The following is a 15,596-nucleotide window of genomic DNA, read 5'->3' on the forward strand; positions in this document are numbered from 1 at the left end:
CAACCTGTAATAGTAAGTATTTCGATAGATTGTCGCAAAAAGAGTGCCATTTGCCTATGCCAGCAACGCTTTATTTTCACCAAATATTGTCAATTGATGTAAATTTCCACTTACCACACCCATCACAGCGGTTCGAGCATATTGCTGGTAAGCGTTCAGTTTCAGTTAATAAACAGCACAATAGGATGGGAATTGAAGCGATATGTTAATCCTTAATAGGAAGGTGCCACTATCATTCGTCTTAATAGAACATAACTTGTAACTTTTTGACTTTGGCGAGTGTCTTGAAAAAGCGTACAATGGCTCCAAATTACACGCCCAGATAGTGTGGCTACTGGACAAGCCAGCCTGTAAGCATAAAAAACTACACTGCAGAGTAAACTTTTTTGAATTTGTTGGCTCTTAAAAGTAAACTGGTCAGTAAACTTTATGAGTTATGTGTGCGAAGGCACAGAAATTGAATATGCACATCGCTCATATACTTTTAATATTTTCTAAGTGGATTGATAGCGGCGTTCAAAACCAACTCAATCCAGCGTCAGGGGTCGACATTTAAGTAACTATGGATCATTTAGTTGAAGTAGATAACCTAACCTTCAAACGCGCAGATCGCCTCATTTATGATGGGATTTCATTGAAGGTACCTAAGGGCAAAATTACTGCGGTAATGGGGCCAAGTGGAATAGGTAAAACCACGCTGCTGCGCCTTATTGGCGGGCAGTTAACGCCAGATGAAGGCGACGTAAGATTTGATGGCGATTCAATTGTCTCTATGTCGAGAAAGTCTCTTTACGAAACTCGTCGTAGAATGAGCATGCTTTTTCAAAGTGGTGCGCTTTTTACCGACATGACGGTGTTCGACAATGTGGCGTTTCCGCTTCGCGAGCATACTGGTCTGTCAGAAGACTTGATAGCAACTATTGTCGCTTTAAAGCTACAGGCCGTAGGTCTGAGAGGCGCCGCGCAATTAATGCCGAGCGAACTTTCTGGTGGAATGGCGCGCAGGGCCGCGCTAGCTAGAGCGATAGCGCTAGACCCCGATTTAATTATGTACGATGAGCCTTTTGCTGGACAAGACCCCATATCCATGGGTGTGCTGGTAAAACTTATTCGAGAACTTAATGATGCTCTTGGCCTAACTAGCATCGTCGTGACCCACGACGTCACGGAGGTGCTGACCATCGCTGATTATATTTACATTTTAGCGGATAAACGCGTCATTGGTGAAGGTACAGCGCAACAAATTAAAGAGAGCGATTCCGAATTGGTTCAACAATTCTTAAAAGGTAAAGCAGATGGCCCGGTTCCATTTCATTACCCAGCGTCTGACCTGAAAGCAAGCTTTCTGGGGGCAGATAAATGAAGTTCTTCCAATCATTAGGCGCTAAAACTATAGGGAAAGTTACTGCGATTGGTCGAGCAGCACTCATGCTGTTTGGCGCACTTATCGCTGTTCCCCGAGTAAAAAACGTCCCACTGGTTATTAAACAGTTATATGTGGTGGGTGTGCAGTCTCTGCTGATCATCATGGTATCGGGGCTATTTATTGGAATGGTTATGGCACTGCAAGGCTATACCATTTTAGTCGATTACGGAGCAGAGGGTAGCTTAGGTCCCATGGTCGCGCTTTCACTATTGCGTGAACTTGGTCCAGTAGTCACCGCATTGCTTTTTGCTGGGCGTGCCGGGTCAGCGTTGACCGCTGAAATTGGTCTTATGAAAGCCACTGAGCAATTAAGTAGTTTAGAAATGATGGCGGTAGACCCACTAAGGCGCATAGTTGCTCCTCGTTTTTGGGCGGGAATGTTAGCCATGCCAATGCTAGCCATTATCTTTAGTGCCATTGGCATTTTAGGTGGTCATTTAGTCGGCGTAGATTGGTTAGGTGTTGATGCAGGCAGTTACTGGTCGATCATGCAGTCGACGGTTGATTGGAACCAAGATGTTATAAACGGCGTTATAAAAAGCCTCGTTTTTGCCTTGGTTGTGACGTGGATTGCCATATTTAAAGGTTACGATTCTATTCCAACATCGGAAGGGATCAGCAAAGCGACTACCGAGACGGTGGTCTATTCATCATTAGCAGTATTAGGGCTGGACTTCGTGCTTACCGCCCTTATGTTTGGTATCGAGTAGGGGATTGGAATGAGTAAGTATAAAACGGAAGTAATGGTTGGTGTGTTTGTCATGCTTACGATTGGTGCTTTGTTATTGTTGGCACTTAAAGTTGCAAACCAAACGGTCGCAACCGAAGGCGATACCTATACCTTATACGCGAAGTTCGACAACATTGGCGGGCTAAAGCCTCGCTCTGCTGTAAAAGTGGGTGGCGTAACCGTAGGCCGTGTGTCGTCTATATCTTTAGATCAAGAAGATTTCACACCGGTAGTAGAGCTATCTATTTTAAATGAATACAACGGCTTCCCTGAAACAAGTTCTGTATCTATTTTGACCTCCGGTTTGTTAGGTGAGCAATACGTAGGCTTCCAGCCTGGGTTCTCTTTTGATGGTGTTGCTAACCTACAAGATGGCGACTACCTACAAGATACAAAGTCAGCTTTGGTGCTCGAAGACCTTATCGGGCAGTTCTTATTTAACCGCGGCAGCGACGAAGACTAATCGCAGTTCAGCAGCTAAGCGTATATAACGAAGTCGTTAATTAATTCCAGCGGCCTGATGAAACTAAATACCTCATTGTCAGGTCTGCTTAAAAGAGTTTGAAGTTAGGAGAGTTATTTTGAAAAAGTTTTTCGTAGCAATTGGCATCTTTATGATGTCTGTAGCAGGTATGGCGAATGCGCAGGAAGTTAATGAACAAAATCCTTATGAGTTGGTTCAAGATGTAGCTAATAGAACGTTTGAACGAATTAAAGCAAATCAGGAAGCGATTAAAAACGACCCTGAAATGCTGCGCACTATCATGCAGGAAGAGCTTGTTCCGCATATTGATTATAAATTTGCAGCTTTCATGGTGTTAGGTAAGCACTTTAAATCTGTGCCTCAGGAAAAGATGGGCGAGTACATCAGCGTATTTCGTCAATACTTAGTGACAACGTATGCAGTTGCTATGGGCTACTACGACAACCAAGAAGTTATCTTTGAGCCTGAATCTTCTTTTGATGATAAAAAGTCGGTAACTGTACGCGCGGTAGTTCAAGACCCTAATCGTCCTGAAATTAAGATTGCATTTAAGGTTCGCAAAGACAGCAAAACGAACGAATGGAAAGCATATGATATGGTTGCTGAGGGTATCAGCATGCTAAACAGTAAGCGCAGTGAGTTTGAATCAATTCTTCGTCAAGATGGCATTGATGCAGTTATCGCACTAATGCGTGACAAAATTGGCAAGCCGGTAGAGCTGAAGCAAGGCGAGCCAATTGAAATCGAAGGAGAGGCTGAGTGAGCCTGTTCGAGGTAAATGACACGGGTAGAATAGTGGTTCACGGTCAATTAGACCGTGAAACGCTGTCGAAAAATTTTTGGGAAAGTTTAAGCGGCAACCAACGTAGCACGTTGGTTAGTAACAAAAAGTGCCAAGTTGATTTAGGCGATGTGGAGCGTGCAGACAGTGCCGGTTTAGCATGGCTTATTAATGCTGTTAGGGATGCAAAGCAAAATGGTGTTAGCATGACCCTTTATAAAATGCCCGAGAAGCTACAAAAGCTTGCGAAAATTAGCGACGCGGATAGCTTTTTACCCGTAGAATAAACACCATTTAGCGAATAAAGAAGTAAGTTATGGAATTGTCTGAAATTGAAAAAATCTTGAAAGATGCGTTAGATCTTCACGAAGTCCACGTGAAGGGCGAAGGTTCGCATTTTAATATCATTGCAGTTAGCGATGCATTCAATGAAATGAGCCGCGTAAAGCGCCAGCAAGCAGTGTACGCGCCTTTAGCTGATAAAATTGCAGACGGCAGCATGCATGCAATTACCATCAAGACGTTTTCAGTAAAAGACTGGGAGCGCGAGCGCCAGTTCAACATTCCTCAATAATAGGCGTCGCTCGTGGATAAACTTGTAATAAAAAAGAGCCCTGCACTTAACGGTACAGTGCGTATCTCTGGTGCGAAAAACGCGGCATTACCGCTGTTGATGACCAGCCTACTTACCGATTCCCCTTGTCGTTATACCAATGTTCCTCGTCTTCGCGACATTAATACCACCACGGCGCTTTTGCGTGAGCTTGGTGTAGAAGTAGCGCTTCCCGCGCCCAATGATATTGTTATTGATGCAAGTACACTTGAAAGTGTGACGGCGTCTTACGACTTAGTGCGTACCATGCGGGCTTCAATTTTGGTGTTAGGACCATTGTTAGCTAAGCAGGGTAAAGCGAACGTGTCTTTGCCTGGTGGTTGTGCCATAGGTGCACGCCCGGTAAACCTTCATTTAACTGGCCTTGAAAAGATGGGCGCAAAGATTGAAGTAGACGAAGGCTATATTCGTGCTGAAGTTGATGGTCGCTTAAAAGGCGCGCGTATCTTTATGGATATGGTGAGTGTAGGCGCTACCGAAAACCTACTGATGGCAGCAGCATTGGCAGACGGTACGACTATTTTGGAAAACGCGGCACGTGAACCTGAAATTGTTGATTTGGCGAACTGTCTTATTCAAATGGGCGCCAAGATCAGTGGTGCAGGAAGCGATAAAATTACCATTGAAGGTGTGGAAACCTTGAATGGTTGTGATTATGCCGTACTGCCAGATCGCATTGAAACCGGTACTTTCTTGGTAGCAGCGGCTGTAACAGGCGGTAAAGTCCGTTGTACTCATGCGGCACCAGATACGTTAGATGCTGTACTAGATAAACTAGAGCAAGCTGGTGCGAAGATCACCGTGGGCGAAGACTGGATTGAGCTAGATATGGAAGGGCGTAAGCCACAGGCTGTGCGCGTTAAAACCGCACCACACCCAGCATTTCCTACAGATATGCAGGCCCAGTTTGTTACCCTTAACTGCGTTGCCGAAGGCACAGGCGTAATAACAGAAACGATTTTCGAGAATCGCTTTATGCATGTACCAGAGTTACAGCGTATGGGCGCAGAAATCGCACTTGAAGCTAACTCAGCCGTGTCTAAGGGTAGTTCAAGCTTGAAAGGGGCGCCAGTAATGGCTACTGACCTTCGCGCCTCAGCAAGCTTGGTTATCGCTGGGCTTATCGCAGAAGGTGAGACTCACGTAAATCGTATTTACCACTTAGACCGTGGTTATGAATCAATAGAAGAGAAATTGGGTGGCTTAGGTGCCATCATCGAGCGAGTTAAAGAGTAAACCTTAGACCTTGCACATGAAAAAGCGCCGCATTTGCCCATGCGGCGCTTTTTTATGCATAAAACTTTACTTACCTAATTCTTTCGCGGATGCTTTTTACAACAGTAATAGAAGCTTAAGCGGTAACTATTGGTAAGTACTATTATGGTAAGAACTACTAAGGCTATTGCCCCGCTCTAAGTTCTCCAACAGTTGCTGTCAGCGTAATTGATTGCCCGTCGCGGCTGAGCTCAATTTCAAGTTCTGTACCGGGCTCGGTTTCGGCAATCATATCCAACGTTTTTGATGCGCTTTCTAAACGTACGCCGTCTATGGCTACTATGATGTCGCCAGGGCGGATACCCGCGATATCGGCAGGGCTGCCTTTAGCTACTGCTGAAACGTCTATACCTGGTCGGTTGCGGTTTTCACCGCCAACAAAACCAAGCTGCCCGCGAACAACACGTCCATTGCTGATAATTTCATCCATGACTCGCTTAGCTAATTCGTAAGGCACGGCAAAGTTAATGCCGTCTACATTGCGAGCGCGATTATTTGAATCTAGCACTTGGAAGTTGGCGTTAGTGATACCCAGCAAAATACCATTGCTATCTACCAGCGCGCCACCAGAGTTACCTTGGTTCAAAACTGCGTCGGTTTGAATGAAATCAACATAATTAGATAGACCATTTCGTCCGGCTCTGCTTACTATGCCTTGAGTAATGGTTTGTCCCAGATCGAAAGGATTACCAATCGCCATCACCACGTCGCCCACATGGGTATCGGGTTCTGAAACCTGAGGAATAATGTGTAGGTTGTCAGCCGTGACTTTCAATACGGCAAGGTCGGTGAGGGGGTCAGTACCTACAATTTGTGCTTCTAGAATGCGACCGTCTTGCACTGCTACGTAGATACTGTCGGCATTGGCTACAACGTGGTGGCAGGTAAGCAGGTAGCCGTTCTCTGTCATGATAACGCCAGAGCCCAAATTGGTACGCCCACGCGATTGATTTCGAAATAGACCAGAGCCGTTTTCGATACTAACACTATAAATGTTCACGACGGCTGGTGCGGACCGGCTCAACGCTGAAAAATAGCTTTCGCGACTGGCGCTAACAGATGGCTCATTGAAAAAGCCTTGGGCGAGCCCCTTACCTTGCCTAAGTTCTGGCAAAAAAATCAACAGCAAAGCCGCAACGGCAACGCCTAGGATGATAGATTTTAGTAAGAAGTTAAATATTGAGCGGCCAGTCACAAGTCACACTTATTGTTGTCTGTCGCACTTACTCCATACGCACCGTTATTGAGGTACTACTTCACAAATTAAAAGCGCAACAATCTGAATTTATCGTTATTAATGTAAAGGATATCACTTTATTCACTAAACTACCGTAATGAAAAGCAAATTTTGTGTAACTCAATACGTCACAAGAGGTGCTTAGAAAGTAAGCTAATGTGGATAGGACTAAGGGGATAGTTTTCCTCAATAAAAAACGGCGCTTTAAAAGCGCCGTTTAACATGTATTCCTGTTTAGGAATTAGTAACTTTGAGAACTGAGCTCTACTGTCTGATAACCAAGTAAAGGGTAGAGTTACCGCGTTTTACATTAAGTGCGATAACGCCTTTGGCTTCGTCTAGTGCGTTTCTGAACTCCGCAACCGTTGATGTGCGAACGCGGTTAACACCAATGATCACATCTTCAGATTGAAGGCCAATACGCGCCGCAGGTGCACCACGCTCAATCTCTGATACAACTACACCAGCATTGCCAGCATCGTCAGTACCATTAGACAGTGTGGCACCTTCTAGGGCTGGGTGAATTTGAGCTGCAGTTACCGTGGTATCAGTAGCATCGTCTAATACAACGTCTACGTTCATTTTCTTACCTTTACGCATAACGGTTAGCTCAACCTCTGCGCCAGCCCCCATACTCGCAATTTTTGCACGCAGTTCTTGGAAGCTGTGAAGCTTGCGACCGTTAATCGCCGTAATGATATCGCCTGCTTGAAGACCACCTTTCTCTGCAGCAGAGTCAGGCTGAACTTCGCTTACGAACGCACCAATATTAACCTCGGCATTCATAGCTTCGGCTAGGCCTGCATCAATATCACTACCTAGAATACCCAAGAGACCTCGGCGTACTTCACCATATTCAGCAATTTGATCGACAAGGCTTTTCATCATATTGGCAGGAATAGCAAAGCCAATACCCACGTTGCCGCCATTAGGGCCAAAAATAGCGGTATTAATACCAACCAATTCACCGTGAAGGTTAACCAATGCGCCACCTGAGTTACCCCGGTTAATTGCAGCGTCGGTTTGAATGAAGTCTTCGTAACCGCCAATGTTTAAGCCTGAACGGCCTAAAGCACTTACAATGCCTGAGGTTACGGTTTGAGAAAGACCGAATGGATTGCCAATGGCGACTACAAAGTCACCAACGCGCACTACGTCAGAATCGGCAAGCGGCAACGCTTTTAAATCATCCGGCTCAATCTTAAGCAAAGCGATATCACTTTGCTCATCAGAACCCAACTTTTTGGCTTTGAACTCGCGTCCGTCTGTTAATTTAACTGTGATTTCGTCCGCGTTATCAACAACATGATTGTTAGTAACTACATAACCTTTGTCAGCATCAATAATGACACCAGAACCAAGACCACGGAAAGGACGTTCTTGAACTTGCTCTTGCGGCGCACCAAAGAAGTAGCGAAACATTTCTGGTACACGCTGTGTAGAAGTTTGCGTACCTTCCACTGCGATACTGACTACCGCAGGGGTCGCTTCTTCGAGCATAGGGGCTAAAGACGGCACTTCGTCTTTTGAATCAGAAAAAAACGGTAACGCCGCCTGCGTACTAGCAGTAAAGCCCAGTGAACTTACAACAACGGCAGACGCCAATAGACAATGGCGGAAAGACATTTTCATGTTCGCTTACACTCCTTCATGTTATATGCGACATAGCATGGTTTCACTAAAAGAGTCTGACGCTGGAATAAAGTTCCCGATGTTACTGTTTTTCTGCGTTATTCTGCTCAGAACCGCCGACGAACAACCCAGACCCTGTATTCGCAAAGTCTTTTGGTTGAGTATCAGAAACACGATTTACTTTAGACTTGTCAGTCCCTTTCAAATTATTGCGTAAATAGGTTGTAGCTTGCTCCCCGTAGAAAGGAACCTTGCTATCTTCTTCATCGCTGCCTTGTTCAAGCAGCATTTCATACTCTTCAATCTGTTGTTTTAGCGTTTCGCACTGACTCTCAATGCTTTCTAAGCTTTGACGAGTTTGATGTATATGATGCTGCGCCTGTTGTGCGAGGATCTCTTTAACTTGCTTCTCAGTTTGTGCAGCATTACCTGCGCCTTGCTTTTGTTGAAGAAAGCGACCAGCGAAAAAGCCAATAATTAAACCAACAACTAACAAAGCAAGAGATACTAACAATTCCATTATATTCTCCGAATAAATCTACATCGTGCAGCCGACCTTTGTTTCTACGATCTAAAAGCTGCTTTCGACCATATGCTGAATATAGCAAGGTCAAACCCGAAAAGCGCATACATAGTTTCATTTATTCAGTGTATGTCGAATTTCAATGTGAGATTCTACCGTGATTTCCATTAAAATTAAGGTCATAATTGAGAAATTCAAGCAGGTCGGTGCAGCGTGCGCCGCTATTGACTTTTGTACGGAGTGGTTTCGGCGATGACGCCATGGGAAAAATATCAGCTAGATCTTCAGTCGTCTGATTTTCATTATGACGCGGCACAGGAAAACGCAGTAAAAGAGCTTCAGCGTTTGTACGATGAACTGACCGAGCCCAAAAAGAAAATGACTTGGCGGGTTAAGTTAAAAGCTGCGTTTGGTAAAGGACATGCCAAACCGGGTATTCAAGGCATTTACTTTTATGGCGGGGTAGGGCGAGGTAAAACTTATTTAGTGGATACCTTCTACGATTGCTTGCCTTTTGAAAAGAAAATGCGCGTGCATTTTCACCGTTTCATGTATCGCGTGCACGACGAACTTAAGCAACTTAAAAGCGAACAAGATCCTTTGAAGTTAGTGGCGGCAAAGCTGGCAGAAGAAGCGCGGGTTATCTGTTTCGACGAGTTTTTCGTATCTGATATTACCGATGCCATGATTTTAGGTACCCTAATGGAAGAGTTATTTGGTCACGGTATTGTGCTAGTTGCTACCTCTAACATAGTGCCTGACGATTTGTATAAAAACGGATTGCAGCGTGCGCGATTCTTACCAGCAATTGACCTGCTTAACCAAAACACTCGTGTGGTAAATGTTGATAGTGGTATTGATTATCGCTTGAGAACCCTAGAGCAAGCCGAAATTTATCACTACCCACTTGATAGTGAAGCCACAGAAAATTTGCATAGTTATTTTTCTCAGTTAGCGCCAGAAGAAGGCTCTAAAGGTGAAGATATTGAGGTAAATAACCGTAAAATCGCAACCCTTCGAAACGCAGACGGCGTATTGATGATCGACTTCAAAGCACTATGTGGCGGCCCACGCAGCCAGAGTGACTATATCGAGCTTAGTCGTTGTTATCATTCGGTGCTTTTAGCCAATGTTGCGGAAATGGGCCAGCATAATGACGATGTGGCGCGCCGCTTTATTGCGATGGTAGACGAGTTCTACGAGCGTAACGTGAAACTCATCATTTCGGCAGAAGTAGCGCTAGAAAACCTTTATTCCCAAGGCCTTCTAAACTTCGAGTTTAGACGCTGTCTTAGCCGCTTAAAGGAAATGCAGTCACACGATTATCTGGCCACAGAACATTTACCATAGCCAAAGTGTGAGGGGTCAGAGTACATTTATGTCAAATAAGAGCGGGTAAGCACTATGCTTGCGTCCCTTGAAAGGGGATTCACATTGGTATTAGAGGAAAATTAAGGTAGAATTTCGCACAATTTTTCTGTGTTGCTAAATCAGCGTTTAGTTTGGGAAAGGTTGCACCTAGCAATTTTTGCAATGCCTCGTTTCGCATTAACTCCAAATAAGACAAAGCGGCGCAGCCTGATAAAAGGTTCAGGCAAATAGTACCCCGATAAAACCCAACGCAGCATTTCTAATTGCGAGAAAGAGAATTTTAAGATGGGAAGAGCATTCGAAGTTCGTAAAGCCGCCATGGCAAAAACTGCCGGCGCAAAAACTAAGGTTTATTCTAAGTACGGTAAAGAAATTTACGTGTGCGCAAAAAATGGTGGTGCCGATCCAGACACTAACCTTTCACTTCGCCGCCTAATGGAAAAAGCGAAGAAAGACCAAGTACCAAGCCATGTTATCGAAAAAGCGATTGATAAAGCGGCTGGTGGTGCTGGCGAAGATTTTCAGCCCATGCGTTACGAAGGCTTTGGCCCGGGTAACTGTATGGTTATTGTTGACTGCTTGTCTGACAACGCAAACCGTACCATTACCGAGGTGCGCAACTGCTTCACTAAGACTAATGCCAAGCTAGGTGCGCAGGGTGCGGTATCGCATATGTTCGATCACCAAGCGGTATTTCAGTTTGAAGGTGACGACGAAGACGCTATTCTAGAAGTGCTGATGGAAGCAGACGTAGACGTAACAGATGTTGAAGTTGAAGACGGTAAAGTTACCGTTTATGCGCCGCACACTGAATTCTATCAAGTAAAAACAGCGCTAACTGAAGCCTACCCAGATATTACGTTTATTGCCGATGAGATGAGCTGGATGCCTCAGACTGAAACTGAGATCAGCGAAGAAGATATGCCTATGTTTGAAAAATTCATGGACATGCTTAACGACTGTGACGACGTCCAAGACGTATACCACAACGCGATTACGCCGAGCAGTAACTAATAAACACAAACCTCATGAATAAAGAAACCTCGCCAATGCGAGGTTTTTTTATGTGCTCAAACGTTTAACTGCGTTTAAAGATAAACTGTTTCGTACTTTATCGGTGCTAACTTTTTTAAAATACGATTTTCCTGTTGATAGGTCAGGCCTACATCGCGCATAGCACCTTGAACATACTCTACCAAAATATAGAATTCACGCTCTTTGATGTTAAGACCTTTGTGAGACTCTAACATTGATTTACCATCGTACTCGCAAGGTCCACCAATAAGCTCACAGGTTTGCAAAACGAGCTGGTCTCGTAGATGCTTTTTTGGCACCCCTTTAAAGTAGTGACCAATTACAGGGTCAGTGTAAATACGGGTGATAGCCACACCATAGACAGTGTTCAGCGTTTTATGGCCACCAATTTCATCATACAGACTTTGCTTTTCGGTACTCGCACAACCAGAAAGCAAAATGTTTAGTAGCGCTAGTGCTGCAATAGGAATACATTTCAACAATTTCATATGTGGTATCTCCCCATTAAAAATTGCCATTTACCGTTAGGTAGAAGCCACTTGAGCTCTCTTGCAGCGGTAAATTACCTAAATCCACATAGGCAGCGGTAATTGAAATAGACTTATTTGGAAAGTAAGCAATAAAAGCATCAATAACCGTGTCCTCTTCGGCTAGCCCACCTAACCGATTAGTTTGCGTTCGAAACTCAGTGCCAATTGCCGTGGTAGGGCTGATTAATACTGCAACGGAGCCTTCCCACTCAACTTTTGCATTGTCGTTTCCTTCAGCACCAAAACCCAATAGGCCAAAAACATTTGCCTTAGTGTACCTGGCGGTTAAATTAGTAAGTAAATTATAGCCTGACGGTGTGCCCAACCATAATTTAGTCGCTGAAAGGTAGATGTCAGTGCCGCTGTCGTCCTTCGCGCCTAACAGTAAAGGTACCCCTATTTCAGGAAGTGGAACGGTGCCATCTGGCAATGAAAGCGAACTATCAACATCTCTATTTTTCTTATACTGGGCGCCTAAAGCGATTTGTGGCGCCCATGAGTTTTGGGTAAAAACGCCATCACCGAATAATTTAACCTTTGCCCCCACAATATCTTGCTCGATAGTTGTGCTGTTAGCATTGGTCACCGCACCTTCTGTAAGTAGCGCAAAAACATTGCTGGTTAACCCGGCTGAAATATCTAAGCGCTGACGCTGTATGCTAATTTCAACGCGGTCAAAAAGACTTATGCCAGCACCAGCAGTAGTGAGCGAGTAATCGTTAAGGCTTAAGCATTGAACATTGGCAGAATAGCTAATTTCTTCTTTACTCGTGTAACCGCCAATGAATGCCCAAGGTGTTATGCCGCCACCTGCGGTACCTTCAAAGCCGGTAATTCCGCCTGAGGCTATTAAGCGAGAACCGCTATCCGCGTTTACTAACGGCGATAAAAAAAGTAAGGGAAGTAACAAGCGCTTTATCATTTATTGAGCCTAATAGTGTTATTGCGGTGGTAGAATTGGATTATCATTGCGTTGTTCGCGTTCTTTTACGTTTACAGTAAGCTGATTTAGCAATTCATGCCACGGCAATGGACGAGAAAGATAATAACCTTGCGCCCAATCGCACCCAAGGCTCTTTAAGTAAGCGAGCTGTGCTTCTGTCTCTACACCTTCCGCTATTACGCGAAGACCGTAGAGTTTGGCAAGATTTTGAATAATCATGACCATTTTACTACGCGACTTAGAAGCAGAGAAAAGATCGTTAACGAAGGAGCGATCTATCTTCAAGCAATGGGCGGGGTAGTGAATTAGCTGGCTGAAAGCTGTATAGCCTGTTCCAAAGTCATCAAGCGCTAAAGAAACGCCTAGCTCGTTTAATGCTTTAAGCGTTTCTAGGCAGGTCATGTCACCAGCAACAAACGCTGTTTCTGTTATCTCTAATTCAACGCGTTCAGGTGAAACATTGTTTTTCAATAAAAGCGTTTTAACTTGAGAAGGGAAATTTTCGTTATTGAGCTCTACGCCAGATACATTAATACACATCTTCCCTTCGAAGGCGCAAGAGCTTTGTAATCGCGTTAGCGCATTTAACGCATTATCAATGACCCACAAATCTATTTCTTTAATAAGGCCGGTAGATTCTGCAACGGGTATAAAGGCGTCAGGTCCAATACCCTTTAATTCTTCGCTTTGGCACCTAAGCAACGCTTCCACTGCGACAATAGCGTTATCTTTGCAATCAAATATTGGCATGTATGCTAGTGAAAATTGACTTTCACTGAGAGCAATTCTCAGCCCTTTTTCTATTTTTTGGCGTTGCTGCAACGCCATTGCTATATCCTTAGTGAAAAACCTATAGCAGTTACGACCGTTATTTTTCGCATCATACATCGCCGCATCAGCATGTTGCAGCAATGTTGTTGGTTCGACTGCATCATCAGGGTAAACAGCTATACCTATACTGGCGTATACATTATGAGAAACGCCGTCAACATCAAACCCATTGTCAAACACACGTAAAATGCGTTCAGCGGCTTTGCTGGCATCTTGCGGCTTTTTCATATCAGGCAAAATTACGACGAATTCGTCACCCGCTAGCCTGGCCAGACTATCTTTATTTGGCTTAAATAATTGGTCGCTAGGTCGAATGACTTCCCATAGCCGTTCACTAAATTCGAGTAGTAAGCGGTCTCCAGCCTCATGACCAAACTGGTCATTTACCTGTTTAAAATTATCAAGGTCGATATAAAGTAGCCCTATGCGATTCTTGTCTTTTTTAGCACGACTGATCAAACGCTGAAGATTGTTTTTAAAATTCCAGCGATTAGGGAGGCCTGTCAATGTGTCGAAAAACGCCATTTGGCGGACATCGTCAGCATGAAGTTGAATGATGGTGCGATAGGCCTGTTCTTCTGAATAGAGCGCAGCTAAGCAAATAACGTTCAGTGCCAGCATGGTAAGAACAAAACGTATTGCCTCGACTAACGAGTAGCTAGTCATTAGTAGAAAAGACAGCGGCGTGAATAGCAAAAGCAGGCTAGCAATTGTGAAAAAGGAAAAGATGACAACCGCAGGCCAAAAGCGATTAATAAAAAGGTTGATAGCCATAATTGGGTAAATCCACAGCATACCCGTATTGTCTTTTCCGCCAGTGATAAGCAATGAAATAGAAAGAAAACACAAAATACCGCTAAGCACGGTGGCAGCGCGCTCTACATTACCGGAGCGTTTTAGAATGTACAGGTTAATCAAACCGACAAACGCACAGCCTAATAGTAAGATACCAAGAAAGCGTGCGTTACTAATTAGATTAATGCTGCCTAAGGCTAGAAGAAACAGCACTCCAATGATGGTTAAGACTTGGCATAATCGATAGCGCCTGCGAAATCGGACGGCGACCATTTCTTGCTGACCCGTCGTTGAGTCATGAGTTTGAATTTGGTTCTCCAAAATACTATTTATATCCATCCAGTAAAAGGTTTTTACTTTTTTGGCGTTTAACCTAGGTTAGCCTGCTACCAATATATTGCCGTTCTTCGTAAAAGATAGACTACCTCACTAACCTATTCAATTATTCTTACAGATTATCACCTTGTCGCTTAGTTATTGATTGATATTAGGTATTTCTAATTTTTGTGTGTTTGGAAAATAAGCAGAAATAAGCCCTAACTTGTAAGGATTTATCGCAGTTTCAAAAATATTTTGAAACTGATTCAGCTATTAGAGGGCTTATCATTGAAAAGGTGAATCAATACCATACGCACAACTTTTAAATTGTTCCCATTTATATATTGAGGAGTTAGTTGTGTCTCATCCAATTATCGAAGATTTAAACAAGCGTTATACAGTTAAGAAGTACGATGCTAACAAACGCATTTCAGCTGACGACCTTGCTACCATTCTTGAAGCTTTGCGTCTATCAGCGTCTTCTATCAACTCTCAGCCTTGGAAGTTTGTAGTAGTAGAAAGCGACGAAGCGAAACAGCGACTACACGATAGCTTTGAAAATAAGCATCAGTTTAACCAGCTTCACGCGAAAGAAGCGTCGCATACTATTTTGTTTGCTTACGACCCTAAATTCACTAAAGAAAAGTTTGTTAAACGTGTAGATGCAGAAGTCGCTTCTGGTCATTTACCTGAAGATATGCGTGAAAACTTTATGGGTGCTTATGCCTTCGCTGAAGCGAATACCGATGAAAATGGTAACAACGCAGCATGGACTAAAGCGCAGGTTTATCTTGCACTTGGAAATGCAATGCACACGTTGGCTCGTTTGGGTATCGCCTCTACACCGATGGAAGGTGTGGATCCTGATTTACTTGGCGAACTATTCAAAGACGAATTAGACGGTCACATTTGTGAAGTGGCATTGGCTATGGGCTACCCTGATACCGAGCAAGATTGGAACCATGGCCTACCTAAGGCCCGATTGCCAAAAGATGACGTAATTACAGTGGTTTAACCCTCTTATAGAACAGCCAGCTGTTTTGAGTATGAAATGTGAAAGAGCGCCTTTAAC

16 protein-coding genes are annotated in these 15,596 nt (G+C 44.0%); 10 read left to right on the forward strand and 6 right to left on the reverse strand.

What is annotated here, in order from left to right; genetic code table 11:
* The first annotated feature begins 562 nt into the window (after positions 1–562).
* The 7 genes from mlaF (at position 563) to murA (ending at position 5,270) form a co-directional block, all read left to right on the forward strand.
* Positions 563–1,363: a phospholipid ABC transporter ATP-binding protein MlaF gene (mlaF, locus tag ACYTPF_RS15630; RefSeq protein WP_461852857.1), complete on the forward strand. Its 801-nt coding sequence runs from the start codon at positions 563–565 to the stop codon at positions 1,361–1,363.
* Positions 1,360–2,136 carry a lipid asymmetry maintenance ABC transporter permease subunit MlaE gene (mlaE, locus tag ACYTPF_RS15635; protein ID WP_179982447.1) on the forward strand — a complete coding sequence of 259 codons (777 nt, stop codon included), beginning with the start codon at positions 1,360–1,362 and terminating at the stop codon, positions 2,134–2,136. The genes mlaF and mlaE overlap by 4 nt, the downstream gene beginning before the upstream one ends.
* A gap of 9 nt (positions 2,137–2,145) precedes the next feature.
* Positions 2,146–2,619, forward strand: coding sequence for an outer membrane lipid asymmetry maintenance protein MlaD (mlaD, locus tag ACYTPF_RS15640; RefSeq protein WP_012517348.1), 474 nt, complete (start codon positions 2,146–2,148; stop codon positions 2,617–2,619).
* A gap of 118 nt (positions 2,620–2,737) precedes the next feature.
* On the forward strand, positions 2,738–3,403 hold the full coding sequence (locus tag ACYTPF_RS15645) for an MlaC/ttg2D family ABC transporter substrate-binding protein (RefSeq protein ID WP_179982448.1): 666 nt from the start codon (positions 2,738–2,740) through the stop codon (positions 3,401–3,403).
* On the forward strand, positions 3,400–3,708 hold the full coding sequence (locus tag ACYTPF_RS15650; protein ID WP_118490198.1) for an STAS domain-containing protein: 309 nt from the start codon (positions 3,400–3,402) through the stop codon (positions 3,706–3,708). Before ACYTPF_RS15645 ends, ACYTPF_RS15650 begins: the two co-directional genes overlap by 4 nt.
* Positions 3,709–3,737: 29 nt before the next feature.
* Positions 3,738–3,995 (forward strand): BolA family protein, encoded by a 258-nt coding sequence (locus ACYTPF_RS15655; RefSeq protein WP_012517351.1) that lies wholly within the window; start codon positions 3,738–3,740, stop codon positions 3,993–3,995.
* Between the two features lie 12 nt (positions 3,996–4,007).
* A complete protein-coding gene (gene murA / locus ACYTPF_RS15660; RefSeq protein WP_179982450.1) occupies positions 4,008–5,270 on the forward strand; it encodes a UDP-N-acetylglucosamine 1-carboxyvinyltransferase in 1,263 nt (420 codons plus the stop codon).
* A 163-nt stretch (positions 5,271–5,433) separates the two neighbouring features.
* Here murA and ACYTPF_RS15665 read toward each other — a convergent pair whose 3' ends face one another.
* From ACYTPF_RS15665 to ACYTPF_RS15675, 3 genes are all read right to left on the reverse strand, one after another.
* The gene (locus ACYTPF_RS15665) at positions 5,434–6,504 is read right to left on the reverse strand and encodes a trypsin-like peptidase domain-containing protein (protein WP_461852858.1); all 1,071 of its coding nucleotides are present in this window, start codon (positions 6,502–6,504) and stop codon (positions 5,434–5,436) included.
* A 306-nt stretch (positions 6,505–6,810) separates the two neighbouring features.
* Positions 6,811–8,172, reverse strand: coding sequence for a DegQ family serine endoprotease (locus tag ACYTPF_RS15670; RefSeq protein ID WP_461852867.1), 1,362 nt, complete (start codon positions 8,170–8,172; stop codon positions 6,811–6,813).
* An 88-nt stretch (positions 8,173–8,260) separates the two neighbouring features.
* Positions 8,261–8,698 (reverse strand): ZapG family protein, encoded by a 438-nt coding sequence (locus ACYTPF_RS15675; protein ID WP_118490195.1) that lies wholly within the window; start codon positions 8,696–8,698, stop codon positions 8,261–8,263.
* Positions 8,699–8,953: 255 nt separating this feature from the next.
* On the opposite strand from ACYTPF_RS15675, the gene zapE reads away from it, so the two are divergent.
* Positions 8,954–10,051 carry a cell division protein ZapE gene (gene zapE, locus ACYTPF_RS15680; RefSeq protein WP_461852859.1) on the forward strand — a complete coding sequence of 366 codons (1,098 nt, stop codon included), beginning with the start codon at positions 8,954–8,956 and terminating at the stop codon, positions 10,049–10,051.
* A gap of 306 nt (positions 10,052–10,357) precedes the next feature.
* On the forward strand, positions 10,358–11,086 hold the full coding sequence (locus ACYTPF_RS15685) for a YebC/PmpR family DNA-binding transcriptional regulator (protein WP_024015752.1): 729 nt from the start codon (positions 10,358–10,360) through the stop codon (positions 11,084–11,086).
* Positions 11,087–11,160: 74 nt separating this feature from the next.
* Here the strand turns inward: ACYTPF_RS15685 and ACYTPF_RS15690 are convergent, their stop codons facing one another.
* The 3 genes from ACYTPF_RS15690 to ACYTPF_RS15700 are packed head-to-tail and all read right to left on the reverse strand — an operon-like array spanning position 11,161 to position 14,545.
* Positions 11,161–11,595: a group I truncated hemoglobin gene (locus tag ACYTPF_RS15690; RefSeq protein ID WP_179982453.1), complete on the reverse strand. Its 435-nt coding sequence runs from the start codon at positions 11,593–11,595 to the stop codon at positions 11,161–11,163.
* 16 nt (positions 11,596–11,611) lie between these two features.
* Positions 11,612–12,559 (reverse strand): DUF3034 family protein, encoded by a 948-nt coding sequence (locus tag ACYTPF_RS15695; RefSeq protein ID WP_461852860.1) that lies wholly within the window; start codon positions 12,557–12,559, stop codon positions 11,612–11,614.
* 18 nt (positions 12,560–12,577) lie between these two features.
* Positions 12,578–14,545, reverse strand: a complete 1,968-nt coding sequence (locus ACYTPF_RS15700; RefSeq protein ID WP_461852861.1) for a putative bifunctional diguanylate cyclase/phosphodiesterase — start codon at positions 14,543–14,545, stop codon at positions 12,578–12,580.
* A 337-nt stretch (positions 14,546–14,882) separates the two neighbouring features.
* On the opposite strand from ACYTPF_RS15700, the gene ACYTPF_RS15705 reads away from it, so the two are divergent.
* Positions 14,883–15,539: an NAD(P)H-dependent oxidoreductase gene (locus ACYTPF_RS15705; RefSeq protein ID WP_461852862.1), complete on the forward strand. Its 657-nt coding sequence runs from the start codon at positions 14,883–14,885 to the stop codon at positions 15,537–15,539.
* Positions 15,540–15,596: the final 57 nt, after the last annotated feature.

It is taken from the genome of Alteromonas sp. HB246098, assembly GCF_054890645.1.